This is a genomic window from Bradyrhizobium sp. CCBAU 25338 (genome assembly GCF_028128965.1).
Classification (GTDB): domain Bacteria; phylum Pseudomonadota; class Alphaproteobacteria; order Rhizobiales; family Xanthobacteraceae; genus Bradyrhizobium; species Bradyrhizobium liaoningense.
The window spans coordinates 684714-699366 of record NZ_LFKY01000002.1; the positions used below are offsets into that span (position 1 = coordinate 684714).

Here is a 14653-nt window from a genome sequence, read left to right on the forward strand (position 1 = left end):
CTCCCGTCGGCACTTTTTTGCAGATTCAGCGCTGCGAACCGATGGAGGGTTTTGCCATTGTCTTGTACTATTCGAACATGAGAAGCTCAGCCCCCGGCCCGGCGATCCGGGTCTACAATCTGTTCGGCGAGTCCGGCGATCTGCCCGACGTCGTGCATTGCGAGACGATCGCGTCGCGCTCGGTGCTGCACGACTGGACGCTGGCCGTGCATCGCCATGCCCGGCTGCACCAGGTGCTGCTGATCGAGCGCGGCGGCGGCGAGGCGACGCTCGACGGACGCGTGGTGCCCTTGAGGCCGATGCAGATCGTCAACGTGCCTGTCGGCCACGTCCACGGCTTCCGCTTCGTGCCTGATACCCAGGGCTGGGTGCTGACCATCGCGGCGGAGATTCTGGATGAGGCGCTGCTCGCCGCCGAGGGTCTGCGCGGCCCGCTGTCGCGATCGGCCGTGGTGCGCGGCACGCCGCAGATCCGCGCCACCATGAAGCAGATCTTCGCCGAGCACGCCGCTCGCGATTTCGGCCGCGCGCACGTGCTCCGCGCCTTGTCGTCGGCCATGATCGGGCTTGTGGCCCGCGCGCTTGCGGGAGAGAGCGGCGGCAACGGCACGGCGGAAAGCGGACTATTCCGGCGCTTCGAGGCGCTGCTCGAGCAGCACCATCTCGAGCGCTGGAGCGTTGCGGACTACGCAGGCGCGCTGTCGATCACGCCGACCCATCTCAACCGGATCACGCGGGCGGCGACCGGCGACACCGCCTCGCATTTGATCCTCAACCGGCTGATCCGCGAGGCGCGGCGCAACCTCGTCTACACCAACCTGCCGGTCTCGACGATCGCCTACGCCCTCGGCTTCGAGGACCCCGCCTATTTCAGCCGGGTCTATGCCGCCGCCACGGGACTATCGCCGCGCGCGTTTCGCGCGCAGCTGCATGACCGCGAAGGCTGAACCACCGGACGAAAGACCACGCGCGCTGATGGTCGGAGGCCACGCCGCAGTCGCGTTGGTTGCCGGCGCGCCCCACTTACCTTCGTATAAGGGGTGCTATCCTTTGGATAGAGGCCCTTTACCTCCGTACAATTGAGCGGCGAATGCGCGCGCCTTAGCGTGACTGCATTCAGCGCCCTGGCGCTGGTGGCATGGAACCTCCCTAACCTCGGCGCAAGGCGGCCGCCCCTGTCCGGTCGTCTGCGCCGCCTTTTCAGCAAGCCATCGGCGCCTTCAGTATTTTCCGGCCGACACATCGCGCCATTTCGGCTGGATCCGTCAGCTTTCGTGTTGAACTCGGGATTTGTGCATAATGTCTTCGTTTGGGAAGATCGCGCTCTTTATCGATGGCTCCAATCTCTATGCCACCTCCAAGGCGCTCGGCTTCGACATCGATTACAGGCGGTTGCTCAGCGAGTTTCAAGGCCGGGGTACGCTGCTGCGCGCCTTTTACTACACGACCGTCATCGAGGATCAGGAGTTTTCGTCAATCCGCCCGCTGATCGATTGGCTCGACTACAACGGATACACCGTCGTCACCAAGCTCACCAAGGAGTTCGTCGACGCCACCACCGGCCGCCGCAAGGTGAGGGGCAGCATGGATGTCGACCTTGCCGTGAGTGCGATGGAGCTCGCCGAACACGTCGATCAGATCGTGCTGTTCTCGGGCGATGGGGACTTTCGGTCGCTGGTCGAGGCACTGCAACGCCGCGGTGTCCGCGTGACGGTCGTCTCCACACTCTCCACTCAGCCGCCCATGGTCGCCGACGACCTGCGCCGGCAGGCGGACGTGTTCATCGACCTGGCAGACCTGAAACTGAAAGTGGCGCGCGATCCGGTCGACCGGCCGGGATCGCGCGAGGTGCGGCAGCCACCGCAATTCCTCGCGCGCGGATCCATCAATCGGAGCGACCGGGTGGAATGAACCGGGGACGGCCGCTGGCACCTCAGACGTCGAAGAACACCGTTTCCTCCGGCCCCTGCAAATTGATCGTGAAGGAGTACACGACCTTGCCGGCACGCTCGCTGCGCGTTGCGATCAGCGTCGATCGACGGGTCGGCTGCTCGATCAGGTTGAGCACGGGATCGGCGGCATTGGCCGCCTCTTCGTCCGAGAAGTAGAGCCGCGTGTTGAGGCCGATATTGATGCCGCGCGCGACGACCCAGACATTGATGTGCGGTGCGCATTTGCGGCCCGCCTTGTCGGTGATCGCGCCCGGCTTGATGGTCTCGAAGGTGACGAGGCCGCTCTCGAAGTCGGAACCAGCCCGGCCCCAGCCGCGAAACTCCGGCTCCAGCGCGCCCGCCGAGCGATCGGCCGGATGGTTGTAGCGCCCAGCCGCATTGGCCTGCCAGATCTCCAGCAGCACGTCGCGCAGCGGCGTGCCGGTGCCATCGAGCACCTTGCCTTCCAGCGTAATGCGTTCACCTGCGGTGTTCGGCGTCACCAGCACGTTGGAGAAGTTCTTCTCGAAGATGTCGAAGCCGGCCATCGCCGGGATCAAGCCGATATGGACGTAGGGCCCGGCCGTCTGCGAGGCGGTTTCCTTGAGATAGTTGAGCGGCTGCGGCATGGCTCAGTTCCCCTCGGTACGATTTTCGAAATAGGTGGAGCGCTGGCCGCGCAGGACGATGTCGAAGCGGTAGGCGAGCGAGTCGAAGGGCGACGAGGCGTTGAGGTCGAGCGGCGCGACGAGGCGGTCGAGCGCATCCTTGTCCGGGATCGTCGTCAGGATCGGGCAGACCGGGATCAGGGGATCGCCCTCGAAATACATCTGCGTGATCAGCCGCTGCGCGAAGCCCGAGCCGAACACCGAGAAGTGGATGTGGGCCGGGCGCCAGCTGTTGACGTAGTTGCGCCAGGGATAAGGACCCGGCTTCACGGTGCGGAAATAGTAGTAACCGGTCTCGTCGGTCAGCGCGCGGCCGCAGCCACCGAAGTTCGGGTCGATCGGCGCCAGATACGTGTCCTTCTTGTGCCGGTAGCGGCCGCCGGCATTGGCCTGCCAGAACTCGACCAGCGTGTTCGCAACGCCGCGGCCGGTCTCGTCCAGCACGCGACCGTGGACGATGATGCGTTCGCCGATCGGATCGCCGTCCTTGGCGTAGTTGCGGATCAGATCGTTGTCGAGCGGGCCGAGATCATTGTGCCCGAACACCGGCCCCGTGATCTCCGAGACCGAGTTCTCGAGCGACAACAGCGCCTGGCGCGGCGAGCGCAGCACCGAGGATTTGTACCCCGGCGCATGCGCCGGTGGATGGATGGAACGGTCACGCTGGAAGAAGCCGCCGTCGCCGAGCGGCGGCGTAAAGGGCTCGGGACGATTGAGGCGGGGATCCCGCAAGGCTGGCGCCTGGGCATTCATCGGCGTTGTCTCTCCCTGTGGCGCCCCGGTCCGGGCGCGCGGCTTGTCGGGAGATCATGGAACGGTCTATTCTTAAGATAAATAGATCAATCATAATGAATTCCATGAAGGAAATCGATCATTTGGCCCTCGACGGCCACTCTCTTGAGCTGTTCCTCGCCGTGCTGGAGGAAGGTTCGGTGACGGCGGCGGCAACACGGCTCGGCCTGACGCAGTCGGCGGTCAGCCACGGGCTGAACAAGCTGCGGCGGATTGCCGGCGATCCGCTGTTCGCCAAATCTGGCCGCGGCATCGTCGCCACGGCGCACGCCCAGGCCCTCGCCGCGAAGGCGCGCGCGTTGATCGACGAGATGCGCAGCTTTGCCGGCGGCGTCAGCTTCGCGCCGGCGCAGGCCCAGCTGTCGCTGACGATCGCCGCCAACGACTTCCAGCGCGACCTTCTGCTGCCCCGCTTCTTCAGCCATGTCGCCGAGCGGGTGAAGAGCCTGAACCTGCGCGTGATCCCCTCGCAATCGCCTTCGCCTGCGATGCTGCGCGAAAATCGCTGCGATCTCCTGATCACGCCGCTGCCTCCGTCGGGCGTCGACATCGTGCAGAAGCGGCTGCTGAGGGATCACTACGTCTGCTATTACGATGCAAAGGCGCGTGCTGCGCCTGCCAGCCGCAACGCCTATCTCGCGGCACGTCACATCACCGTGGTCTACACCGACAACGAGCGGCTGGACTTCGACCGCAGGCTCGCTGCGAACGGGCTTCACCGCGACATCGCGATCTCCGTGCCGAGCTTCTCCGGCGTGCCGTCCTTCCTGCGCGGCTCGCAGATGCTTGCGAGCATGCCGAGCCTGCTCGCGCCCGGCGTGATGCGCGATTTCGCGCAAACGCGAATACCATTGGCCTCCCGCACGCGAACGCTGGCCGAGCTGCCGATGTTCATGGTCTGGCACCAGCGCTATCAGAAAGACCCGGCCCATCGTTGGATCAGGAGCCAGCTCGAGACTGTCGCGGCGACGGCCGCCGCCTGAACGACCGGCCCTCCGCCGCAAAACCTGATTCCCGCCAAACCCACTGGTTGCGCAAGGGCAGCCACGCTAAAATCCCCCCATGACAGTGACCGACATTGCGAGCCGGACCTACAATCACAGCTGGCGGCTGGATCCCATCATCCGCAGCCTGCTGGATACCGACTTCTACAAGCTATTGATGTTGCAAATGATTCGGGAAGATTACCCGGATCAGCAGGTGACCTTCTCGGTCATCAACCGCTCGCGCCATGTGCGGCTCGCCGAGATCATCGACGAGGGCGAGCTGCGCGCCCAGCTCGATCACGCCCGCACCATCCGCTTCAGCAAGAAAGAGCTGATCTGGCTTGCCGGTAATACCTTCTACGGCAAGACCCACATGTTCTCGGCCGACTTCATCCGCTGGCTGGCGGAATTCCGCCTGCCCGAATACGAGCTGCGGAAGGTCGACGGCCAGTACGAGCTGCATTTCCACGGCCCCTGGACCCACACCACGATGTGGGAAATTCCGGCGCTGGCCATCCTCAACGAGCTGCGCTCGCGCGCGGCGATGAAAGGCCGCGGCCGTTTCGAGCTCGACGTGCTCTACGCCCGCGCCAAGGCCAAGCTGTGGACCAAGGTGGAACGGCTGCGCAAGCTCGAGAACCTGCGGCTCTCCGACTTCGGCACCCGCCGCCGTCACGGCTTCCTCTGGCAGCGCTGGTGCGTGGAGGCGGTGAAGGAAGGCCTGGGCTCCTCCTTCATCGGCACGTCCAACGTGCTGCTCGCGATGGACAACGATCTCGAAGCGATCGGCACCAACGCGCATGAGCTGCCGATGGTCGCGGCCGCGCTCGCCAGGGACGACGAGGAATTGCGCTGGGCGCCCTACCGCATTCTCGACCAGTGGCGCCAGACCTATGGCGGCAATCTCCTGATCGCACTGCCCGACGCCTTCGGCACCAAGGCCTTCCTGCGCGATGCGCCGGAATGGGTCGCCGACTGGACCGGCTTCCGCCCCGACAGCGCGCCGCCGATCCAGGCCGGCGAGGAGATCATCGCCTGGTGGGACAAGAAGGGCCGCAACCCCAGGGACAAGCTGCTCGTCTTTTCCGACGCGATGGACGTCGGCTCGATCGAGGAGACCTATCACCACTTCACCGGGCGCGTGCGACTCTCCTTCGGCTGGGGCACCAACCTCACCAACGACTTCGTCGGCTGCACGCCGGACGGCTCGTTCAACCTCGATCCGATCTCGCTGGTCTGCAAGGTCTCGTCGGTCGACGGTCATCCGGCCGTCAAGCTCTCCGACAATCCGGAGAAGGCGACCGGCCTTCCCTCGGAGATCGAGCGTTACCTGCGCGTGTTCGGCGACGCGGGCCGCGTGCGCAAGCCGGTGCTGGTCTAGCCGAACCGCCCCCTCGATCAGGTGAACCGCGCACGACGAATGCACTGCATTGGCTCGCCGATGCCGCGCCGGTCCCGGTTCGCCAGCATTTGAAGCGATTTGCGGGCAACTGCTTCACGACGGCTTCACCCTGCGACGGAGTCCTCCGCACCATTCAGGTCGAGTTAAGCAACCATCCCGTCTACTTGGCGTTGCAGGCGCAACGCTCCGTTGGGATCGTTGATCGACTTGGGGAATAAGGTGTTTCGCAGAACAGCGACGTCGGCGGAGGGACACTGCTTCCTTCACGTCATCAAGCTCGTTTCGCCTTTCGTGATGGTCGTCGTGCTCCAGGCGGCGATCGCGGGATTCAGCCTCGAGGTGATGTCGTCGGTCCGCGCCTATGTCGCGGGCGAAGCGCTATGGTCGCGCTCGCAGAAGAATGCCGTCTACTTCCTCAATCGCTACCTGCATTCGGGCGACGCCAGCCAGTTCGCGCAGTACCAGGCCGCGCTCGCCGTTCCCATCGGGGACGAGTTTGCGCGCTGGGCGCTCGAACGCGATCCGGTCGACGTCGAGGCCGCCCGTATCGGCTTCCTGCAGGGCGGCAACCATCCCGATGACGTGGCGGGACTGATCTGGCTGTTTCGCTACTTCAACCGCGTCAGCTTCCTCCAGGACGCGATCCGGGAATGGGAGGCCACAGATCCCATGCTGCTGGAGCTGAGCGTGTTCGGCGAGTTGATCCGCTCCGAGCTGGAGAACGGTCCCATTCAAGACGGCCGCCTGCAATTCCTGTCGTCGCGGCTCTCGGAGCTCAATACCCAGTTCACGGTGCATGCCAAGCGGTTCTCCACCGTCCTCGGCGAAGGCTCCCGCGCCATCAAGGTGACGCTGACTTGCATCAACATCGCCACCGCCGCGGCGCTGATCCTGCTTCTGATCTGGCATACGCGGCGGCTGGTGCTGCAACGACAGGCGTTCGAAAACGCCCTGCATGCCGAGACACAGCGCCTGGCCTGGCAGGCCTCGCACGACTGGCTGACCGGCCTGTCGAACCGTCGCGCCTTCGAGGCGCGCCTGCAAAGCGAGCTGGACAATGCCGCGGCGGGTGCGCTCGGCCTGATCCTGCTCGACCTCGATCAGTTCAAGAGCGTCAACGATAGCTGTGGCCACCTTGCCGGCGACCGGCTGCTCCGCGAGGTCTCGCGCCTCCTGCAACAGGGCCGGCACGCGCGTGATCTGGTGGCCCGGCTCGGCGGTGACGAATTCGGGCTGATCCTGCCGCAATGCTCGCCCTTCGATGCCGTCGACATCGCCGAGCGTCTGCGCAGGTCGCTCGAACTGCTCAGTTTCGCCTGGGACGATCGTTGCTTTGCGGTGACCGCCAGCATCGGAGTGACCTGCATTGCCGACCGCAACATCACGCTCGAGGATGCGATGCGGCGCGCGGATGCTGCCTGCTATCGCGCCAAGGAAAAGGGACGCAACCGCGTTCAGGTCGAGAGCGGAAGTCCGGGCGCCGTCGCCGTCGCAACCCGCCCGCGCGAAGCTGCGCGCGCCTGACGCGGCTCGCCGCTGTCAGCGCTGGGGCAGAATCCCGAGCCCTCTGAGATGCACGTCGAGGAATTGTTCGATCTGCTGGCGCAGCATCTGCGGCGGCACGGCCACCATGCGCTCCTCGAGGCCGAGCGAGATGATGCCATGCACGGCGGAAAACAGCGTGCGAGACAGCAGCGCGATCTTCACGTCATCCGCATCCGGCAATAGCCGCACCAGGGGTGGATGCATCAGCGCAAAGGCATCCATCACCATCTGAAGGATGTCGTCCGGATAAGGTCGATCGTCCTCCATCCGATGCTCGAACAAGGAACGCAGCAGATTGGCGTGTCCCGCAAAGAAATCGAGATAGGTCTCGGCAAGCCCATAGAGCTGGCGAACCGGATCCTCGGCGGGAACACCCCGCAGCCGCGCCGTGAGCGCCTGAACCGTCTCCCGATTGACGGTCAGGATGACCCCGTCGAAGTCGCCGAACTCGTTATAGACGCTGCCAACCGAACAGCCGACAGCCTCGGCAACGTCCCGAACCTTCAATGATCTCAGCCCTTTAGCTGCGATAATGCCGCGGGCGATCTCCAGGATCTGGCGCCGCCGCCGGCTTTTTTTCTGGTCGCGCAGCGATTCATCTTGAACATTGTTCATTTTCAAGCTACTCATATGAACATTGTTCAATTTAACTCGGAGACCTGCGAAATGCAAACTCTCGCTGTTGATATCGCCGCCACCTTCCTCGATGACGCCACGGCTCTCGTGACCGGCCTCGGCCGAGCCGCCCTCAAGGTCGTGATGTCGCCGATCGATCGCATCGCCAATGCCTGCGACATTGCCGGCGTGCTTGCCGAGCGCCGCGCGACCTTCCGGATGTGGCGGGCGAACCGCGTGCGAGCCCGCCGCGAGCGACGCCGGTTCAGCCTGCTCGGCCGCTTGTCGCCGTTTCGGCACCTCGCCCATCTCACCTGAGACGCGCAGCCGGCACCTTCCGATCGGTTCGAATGAAGAGCCGGTTACAATGTCGGACTCACCATGCCCCGATATTCGCGCCGGATGGCGCGGCCCTCGGCGATGCGGTTCAGGTTTTCCTCATCGCCCGGCGCAATATCCGTGGAGCTGCGGCCCTCCTGCCGGAGCCTGATACGCCGCCTCCAAAGTCATTTGCGAACCTAACGACGCCAATCGGAGACCAACAGGATCGGAAGGAGCGACGGCGCAAAGCGAGCCGGGACGATCGTCCTCACCTCGCAATTTGCCCATCGCATATCTCTGGTCCCGACGCCCCACCGACAGCGTAACAACCCCAAGATGCGTTTCCAAAACAGGACTGGTCATGATCAGGGATTTGATGTCGTCACGCCGCTTCGCGCCGCTGTTCTGGGCGCAATTCTTCTCGGCGCTCAATGACAACGTGCTCAAGAATGCACTCGTCATCATTCTGCTTTACAGCGCAGCGACCGGCCACGGCGATGCCCTGGTGACGGTCGCGGGCGCCGTCTTCATCTTCCCCTACTTCATCCTGTCAGGCCTCGGCGGCCAGCTCGCCGACAAGTACGTCAAATCCGTCGTCGCAAGGCGGCTCAAATTCGCCGAGATCTTCGCCGCCGGCTTTGCCGCCGCCGGCTTCTTCCTGCATTCGGTGCCGCTGCTGTTCGCAGCGCTGGCGCTGTTCGGCGTCATCGCCGCCCTGTTCGGCCCGGTGAAGTACGCCATGCTGCCGGACCAGCTCGAGCTCGGCGAGCTCGCGACCGGCAACGCGCTGGTCGAAGGCGCAACATTCATGGCCATCCTGCTCGGCACAGTCGCCGGCGGCCAGTTCGTGGCCGGCTCCGCGCATATGGGCTGGGTCGCCTCGGCCGTGGTCGTGCTGGCTGTGTTGTCCTGGGTGTTCGCGTCCCGCATTCCGCAGACGACGCCCTCCGCGCCCGATCTGCCCGTCGATGCCAATCCCTGGACCTCGACGCTGAGCCTGCTCAGGACGTTGCACGCCGATCACCGGCTGTGGGACGGCACCGTGATCGTCTCCTGGTTCTGGCTGGTCGGCGCCATCGTGCTGTCGCTGCTGCCGGCACTGATCAAGGAGGTGGTCGGCGGCACCGAGGGCGTGGTGACGCTGTGCCTTGCGATCTTCGCGATCGGCATCGCCATCGGCTCGCTGTTCGCCGCAAGCCTCAGCCATGTTCGTCCCAATCTCGCGCTGGTGCCGATCGGCGCCATCATCATGGGATGTGCCGGCCTCGATCTCGCCTGGGCCATCGGCGTCACCGCCAAGGCTCAGGACCTCACCGCGGCCGGTTTCGCGACCTCGTTCGCGGGCCTGCGCATGCTGGTCGACTTCGCCGCCTTCGCCTTCGGCGGCGGCCTGTTCGTCGTGCCGTCCTTCGCCGCCGTCCAGGCCTGGTCGGCGCCGTCCGAGCGCGCCCGCATCATCGCCGCCGGCAACGTGCTGCAGGCCGCCTTCATGGTGGTCGGCTCGCTGTTCGTCGCACTGCTGCAGGCGGCCGGCCTCCATATCGGCTGGATCTTCTTCGGCCTCGGCGTCGCCAGCTTCGGCGCGGTTTGGTTCGTGCTCGCGAAGTGGGGCAAGGAGGGCGTGCGCGACTTCGGTGGGCTGCTTTTCCGTGCGCTGTTCCGCACCGAGGTCCGCGGTCTCGAAAACCTGCCGCCATCAGGCACGCGCATGCTGATCGCGCCGAACCATGTCAGCCTGATCGACGGCCCGCTGCTGCACGCCGTGCTGCCGATCGACGCGAGCTTCGCGGTAGATACCGGCATCGCCAACGCCTGGTGGGCCAAGCCGTTCCTGCGCGTCGTCAAGCACTACACCATGGATCCGACCAAGCCGCTGGCCGCACGCGACCTGATCAAGCTCGTCGCCGCCGGCGAGCCGGTGGTGATCTTCCCGGAAGGACGCATCACCGTCTCCGGCTCGCTGATGAAGGTCTATGACGGCACCGCGATGATCGCGGACAAGGCCGACGCCGTGGTCGTGCCGGTTCGCATCGAAGGCGCGCAGCGTTCATATCTCAGCTATCTCAACAGCAGCCAGATCAAGCGGTCGTGGTTTCCGCGCGTGACGGTCACCATCCTTCCACCAGTCAAGCTCCCGGTCGACGAAACGCTCAAGGGCAAGGCGCGCCGCAATGCCGCCGGCGCCGCACTGCAGGACGTCATGATCGACGCGCTCGTGAAGAACGCCATGCTCGATCACACGCTGTTCGAAGCACTCGGACACGCCTATCGCGACCGCGACACCGGCAAGGTCATCATCGAGGACGCGCTCGGCACCAGGCTGACCTATCGCAAACTGATCCTCGGTGCGCAGGTCCTGAGCCGCAAGCTGGAGAGCGGCACCGCCGTCGGCGAGAATGTCGGCGTGCTGTTGCCGAACTCGGCGGGCGTTGCCGCCGTCTTCATGGCGTTACAGAACATCGGCCGGGTGCCGGCGATGCTCAACTTCTCGGCCGGCCCGGTCAACGTCCTCGCCGCCATGAAGGCCGCGCAGGTCAACACCGTGCTGACGTCGAAGGCCTTCATCGAGAAGGGCAAGCTCGACAAGCTGATGACTGCGATCTCCGCCGAGGCGCGAGTCGTCTATCTCGAAGACGTCCGCGCCTCGATCGGGGCCGTCGACAAGATCAAGGGCCTGCTCGTCGGCACCGCGCCACGCGTGTCCCGCCAGGCCAGCGATCCGGCCGTCGTGCTGTTCACCTCGGGTTCGGAAGGCACGCCCAAGGGAGTCGTGCTGTCCCACCGCAACATCCTCGCCAACGCGGCGCAGGCGCTGGCGCGGGTTGACGCCAATGCCAATGACAAGGTGTTCAACGTGCTGCCTGTGTTCCACTCCTTCGGGTTGACCGGCGGAATGATGATGCCGATGCTGGCGGGCATCCCGATCTACATGTACCCTTCGCCGCTGCACTACCGGATCGTGCCCGAGCTGATCTACCAGACCGGCGCGACGATCCTGTTCGGCACCGACACGTTCCTCACCGGCTATGCCCGCTCGGCGCACCCTTACGATTTCCGGACCCTGCGCCTCGTGATCGCCGGCGCCGAGGCGGTCAAGGAACGCACGCGGCAGGTGTTCATGGAGCGCTACGGCATCCGCATTCTCGAAGGCTACGGCGTCACCGAGACGGCGCCGGTGCTGGCGATGAACACGCCGATGGCCAACCGTCCCGGCACCGTCGGCCGCCTGTCGCCACTGATGGAAAGCCGCCTCGATCCGGTCCCCGGCATCGAGGAAGGTGGACGCCTCTCGGTGCGCGGGCCGAACGTGATGCTCGGCTACTTGCGGGCGGAGAATCCCGGCGTGCTCGAAGTGCTGGCCGAGGGTTGGCACGACACCGGCGACATCGTGGCGATCGACGCCGCCGGCTTCATCACCATCAAGGGCCGTGCCAAGCGCTTTGCCAAGATCGCGGGCGAAATGGTCTCACTGTCGGCGGTCGAAGCCATCGCGACCGCGCTGTGGCCGCGGGCGGCCTCTGTCGCAGTGTCGATCCCGGACCAGCGCAAGGGCGAACGCATCGTCTTGCTGACGACGGAGAAGAACGCCGAGCGCAGCGCGATGCAGGCTCAGGCCAAGGCGATCGGCGCCTCCGAGCTGACCGTGCCCGCTGCGATCATGGTGGTCGACAAGGTGCCGCTGCTCGGCACCGGCAAGACCGACTATGTCACGGCAACGGCGATGGCGCGCGAGCAGGCGTCGGCGCCGGAGCGTGAGGTGGCGTAAGAGATTCCGGGACGGACGGTGCGCGGGTCACGCCGCCGTCCGCCGCTCCTGCGCGTAGCGTACCAGCGCGGCAAAGCGATAAATGCCGTGCACGAACTTTCCGTAGGGCATGGTGATGAACAGCGCAAACACCGCGCCGAGATGCAGCGCGAGCAGCGGTCCCATCGCGGCAGTCTCGCGCAGGACCAGCAGCAGCATTCCGGTGAGGCCGGTCAGGAACAGCATGGCGATGAAGCCGACATCCATGCCGTAGCTGTCCTCGTCGAGCATTGCCGGATCGCGTCGCATCTTGGCCATGAACAGGCCGACCGGCCCGACAATCAGGCCGATGCCGCCGAGCGAGCCCAGCACCACGGGCAGGTCCCACCACGGATATGGCGCCTCGCGCCCGAGCAGATAGTGATAGAGCGTTGCCACCGATGTCGCGGCAAAGCAGAGCAGGAAGCCGTAGAAGGTCAGGTGGTGATAGAACTTGCGCCGGTCGGTGGGCTTGTCGTCCTCGTTGTAGCAGCCGACGCCGCCGCCATGGAGATAGCGCAGCTCGCCGGCGTCGCGGATCGCCTGAAGGATCGAGCCTCCGTCGGCACGGCCACCAATGGGTGCGCCGATGTCGCGCCAGAAGGCGCGCACGCTCATGACAAGGGCCAGGATCGCATAGAGGAAGGCGGCGCCGAACAACGCGGCCATGGTGTTGTGTGGCATCAGCTTGTAGAAGGCGCCTGGCCCGGTGTGCACGCCGAACAGCACGTTGCGGTCGTTCAGCGCGGCGAAGCCGAGGATGAAGGCGGCCATGCTGAGCGCGGCGATCATGCTGATGACGAGGCCATTGCGCGCGAACGCACCGGACAGGGCCTGCGGCCAGGCATAGGCCGCATAGGATTCCGCGCGCGCGACCGCCAGCGTCTTGGGGACGTTGACATTGAACTCGTGCGGCGGCGAGAACTGGCAGTCGACGTAGCAGGCGCCGCAGGAATGGCAGAGATTGGCGAGATAGTTGAGATCGCCGTCCGAGAAGGCGCGGCGCATTTCCATGGCCGGAAACACCGCGCACAGGCCTTCGCAGTAACGGCAGGAATTGCAGACCGTCATCAGACGGTCGGCTTCGTCGAGAATCCTAGTTCCGTGCATGTTTCGCCGCTTCCTGTCCCGCAATCCGCCCGAACACGCTGCCGATGGTCATGCCCATGCCCGCGGCATAGCCCTTGCCGAGCACGTTGCCGGCCATGATCTCGCCGGCCGCGAACATGTTGGCCGACGGCTTGCCGCCCTTCATCAGCATCCGCGCCTCCTTGTTCACGCGCGTGCCGAGATAGGTGAAGGTGATGCCGGGCCGCACCGGATAGGCGAGATAAGGTGGCGTCTCGATCCGGCGCGCCCAGTGCGTCTTCGGCGGCGTGATGCCTTCGGTGCGGCAGTCGTCCAGGATGGTATGGTCGAAGGTGCCGGGCCGCACCGCGGCGTTGAACTCGGTGATGGTCTTCTCCAGCGCGGCCGGATCGAGCTCCAGCTTGCCGGCGAGCTCCACCACCGTCTGCCCGGCGATCGGCGGGAATAGCGTCGGCATGAAGCTCGTGACCACCGTCGAATCGAAGATGATGTAGGCGATCTGGTCGGGCTGCGCGGCAACCAGCCGGCCCCAGATCGCATAGCGCTTCGGCCAGATGTCTTCGCCCTCGTCGTAGAAGCGCTGCGCGTGCTTGTTGACGACGATACCGAACACGACCGAGTCGTGCCGCGTGATGATGCCGCCGTCGAATTTCGGCGCGCGGGCGTCGATCGCGACCGCATGGCACTGGGTGGGATCGCCGACCTCCTGCACGCCCTTGTCGAGCAGCATCTTCAGGATCGAGCCGCGATTATAGGGCGTGCCGCGGATCAGGAAGTTGTCGGCGGCCTCGCCCCAATATTGCTTGAGCCATTCGATGTTGGCCTCGAAGCCGCCGGCGGCGGCGACCAGCGAGGTCGCGCGGATCTCGGTCTCGCCCTTGATCGGCCGCTTGAGGCGGGCAGCGAGGAACATGCCGTCCTCGATCACGAGGTCGGTGACCTCGGCATCGTATTCGACCTCCACACCGAGCCGTTCGGCGGTGAGATAGAGCGCGTTGAGCATCGCGCGGCCGCCGCCGAGGAAGAAGGAGTTGGTGCGGCCGAGGCTCAGCGTGCCGCCGAGCGAAGGCTGCCAGCGCACACCCTGCTCCACGATCCAGTTCAGGATGTCCTTGGATTCGCGGATCATGTGGCGCGCCAGCATCTCGTCGGTCTGTCCGCCGGTGACGCGCAGCAGATCCTCCCAGAACTCTTCTTCCGTGTAGGGACCGGTCAGGATTTCGGTCGCCGCGTCATGGGCGCAACGCATGTTACGGGTGTGGCGGGTGTTGCCGCCGCGATAGAATTTTGGCGCCCCCTCGAGCACCAGCACCGAGGCGCCGCCGCGCCTGGCGCTGATCGCCGCGCACAGCGCCGCATTGCCGCCGCCGATCACCAGCACGTCGTATTTGCTGCTCATGCCGTCTGCCTGATGCGACAAAGGTTGGAGACATTCTGCCAGCGGGCGGTCTCGATGGAGCCGATCCGACCATTGCACACCTTTGTATACAAAGATATACAGAAGCCACGCAAGCGGCATC

Annotated in this window: 11 protein-coding genes; 6 read left to right on the forward strand and 5 right to left on the reverse strand. The window is 65.2% G+C overall.

Annotated elements, in window-relative coordinates; genetic code table 11:
• Nucleotides 1-41 precede the first annotated feature (41 nt).
• A complete protein-coding gene (locus ACM42_RS04625; RefSeq protein ID WP_271526808.1) occupies nucleotides 42-947 on the forward strand; it encodes a helix-turn-helix domain-containing protein in 906 nt (301 codons plus the stop codon).
• Between the two features lie 352 nt (nucleotides 948-1299).
• Nucleotides 1300-1911: a LabA-like NYN domain-containing protein gene (locus tag ACM42_RS04630; RefSeq protein WP_271526809.1), complete on the forward strand. Its 612-nt coding sequence runs from the start codon at nucleotides 1300-1302 to the stop codon at nucleotides 1909-1911.
• A 22-nt stretch (nucleotides 1912-1933) separates the two neighbouring features.
• On the opposite strand, the gene pcaG is transcribed toward ACM42_RS04630, so the two are convergent.
• Nucleotides 1934-2560: a protocatechuate 3,4-dioxygenase subunit alpha gene (gene pcaG, locus ACM42_RS04635; protein WP_271526810.1), complete on the reverse strand. Its 627-nt coding sequence runs from the start codon at nucleotides 2558-2560 to the stop codon at nucleotides 1934-1936.
• A gap of 3 nt (nucleotides 2561-2563) precedes the next feature.
• On the reverse strand, nucleotides 2564-3352 hold the full coding sequence (gene pcaH / locus ACM42_RS04640; RefSeq protein ID WP_028178237.1) for a protocatechuate 3,4-dioxygenase subunit beta: 789 nt from the start codon (nucleotides 3350-3352) through the stop codon (nucleotides 2564-2566).
• Between the two features lie 95 nt (nucleotides 3353-3447).
• Here pcaH and ACM42_RS04645 point away from each other — a divergent pair, with 95 nt between their 5' ends.
• The 3 genes from ACM42_RS04645 to ACM42_RS04655 all read left to right on the forward strand — a co-directional run bounded on the left by ACM42_RS04645 (nucleotide 3448) and on the right by ACM42_RS04655 (nucleotide 7303).
• A complete protein-coding gene (locus ACM42_RS04645) occupies nucleotides 3448-4374 on the forward strand; it encodes a LysR family transcriptional regulator (RefSeq protein ID WP_271526811.1) in 927 nt (308 codons plus the stop codon).
• Between the two features lie 79 nt (nucleotides 4375-4453).
• Entirely contained in the window at nucleotides 4454-5758 is a 1305-nt protein-coding gene (gene pncB, locus ACM42_RS04650) for a nicotinate phosphoribosyltransferase (protein ID WP_028178239.1), read from the forward strand.
• Between the two features lie 240 nt (nucleotides 5759-5998).
• Nucleotides 5999-7303 (forward strand): sensor domain-containing diguanylate cyclase, encoded by a 1305-nt coding sequence (locus ACM42_RS04655; protein ID WP_271526812.1) that lies wholly within the window; start codon nucleotides 5999-6001, stop codon nucleotides 7301-7303.
• 15 nt (nucleotides 7304-7318) lie between these two features.
• Here the strand turns inward: ACM42_RS04655 and ACM42_RS04660 are convergent, their stop codons facing one another.
• Nucleotides 7319-7939: a TetR/AcrR family transcriptional regulator gene (locus ACM42_RS04660; RefSeq protein WP_271526967.1), complete on the reverse strand. Its 621-nt coding sequence runs from the start codon at nucleotides 7937-7939 to the stop codon at nucleotides 7319-7321.
• Between the two features lie 682 nt (nucleotides 7940-8621).
• Here ACM42_RS04660 and ACM42_RS04665 point away from each other — a divergent pair.
• Nucleotides 8622-12026, forward strand: a complete 3405-nt coding sequence (locus tag ACM42_RS04665) for an acyl-[ACP]--phospholipid O-acyltransferase (RefSeq protein WP_271526813.1) — start codon at nucleotides 8622-8624, stop codon at nucleotides 12024-12026.
• A 27-nt stretch (nucleotides 12027-12053) separates the two neighbouring features.
• On the opposite strand, the gene tcuB is transcribed toward ACM42_RS04665, so the two are convergent.
• Nucleotides 12054-13154 carry a tricarballylate utilization 4Fe-4S protein TcuB gene (gene tcuB, locus ACM42_RS04670; RefSeq protein WP_271526814.1) on the reverse strand — a complete coding sequence of 367 codons (1101 nt, stop codon included), beginning with the start codon at nucleotides 13152-13154 and terminating at the stop codon, nucleotides 12054-12056.
• Nucleotides 13141-14532 (reverse strand): FAD-dependent tricarballylate dehydrogenase TcuA, encoded by a 1392-nt coding sequence (gene tcuA / locus ACM42_RS04675; protein WP_271526815.1) that lies wholly within the window; start codon nucleotides 14530-14532, stop codon nucleotides 13141-13143. The genes tcuB and tcuA overlap by 14 nt, the downstream gene beginning before the upstream one ends.
• Nucleotides 14533-14653 lie beyond the last annotated feature (121 nt).

What these genes read in the sequence shown, in the direction of transcription:
- ACM42_RS04660 (WP_271526967.1), bottom strand. Translation starts at nt 7,939, where the DNA reads ATGAACAATGTTCAAGATGAATCGCTGCGCGACCAGAAAAAAAGCCGG.
- tcuB (WP_271526814.1), bottom strand. Translation starts at nt 13,154, where the DNA reads ATGCACGGAACTAGGATTCTCGACGAAGCCGACCGTCTGATGACGGTC.
- ACM42_RS04630 (WP_271526809.1), top strand. Translation starts at nt 1,300, where the DNA reads ATGTCTTCGTTTGGGAAGATCGCGCTCTTTATCGATGGCTCCAATCTC.
- ACM42_RS04625 (WP_271526808.1), top strand. Translation starts at nt 42, where the DNA reads ATGGAGGGTTTTGCCATTGTCTTGTACTATTCGAACATGAGAAGCTCA.
- ACM42_RS04665 (WP_271526813.1), top strand. Translation starts at nt 8,622, where the DNA reads ATGATCAGGGATTTGATGTCGTCACGCCGCTTCGCGCCGCTGTTCTGG.
- pcaH (WP_028178237.1), bottom strand. Translation starts at nt 3,352, where the DNA reads ATGAATGCCCAGGCGCCAGCCTTGCGGGATCCCCGCCTCAATCGTCCC.
- pncB (WP_028178239.1), top strand. Translation starts at nt 4,454, where the DNA reads ATGACAGTGACCGACATTGCGAGCCGGACCTACAATCACAGCTGGCGG.
- tcuA (WP_271526815.1), bottom strand. Translation starts at nt 14,532, where the DNA reads ATGAGCAGCAAATACGACGTGCTGGTGATCGGCGGCGGCAATGCGGCG.
- ACM42_RS04645 (WP_271526811.1), top strand. Translation starts at nt 3,448, where the DNA reads ATGAATTCCATGAAGGAAATCGATCATTTGGCCCTCGACGGCCACTCT.
- pcaG (WP_271526810.1), bottom strand. Translation starts at nt 2,560, where the DNA reads ATGCCGCAGCCGCTCAACTATCTCAAGGAAACCGCCTCGCAGACGGCC.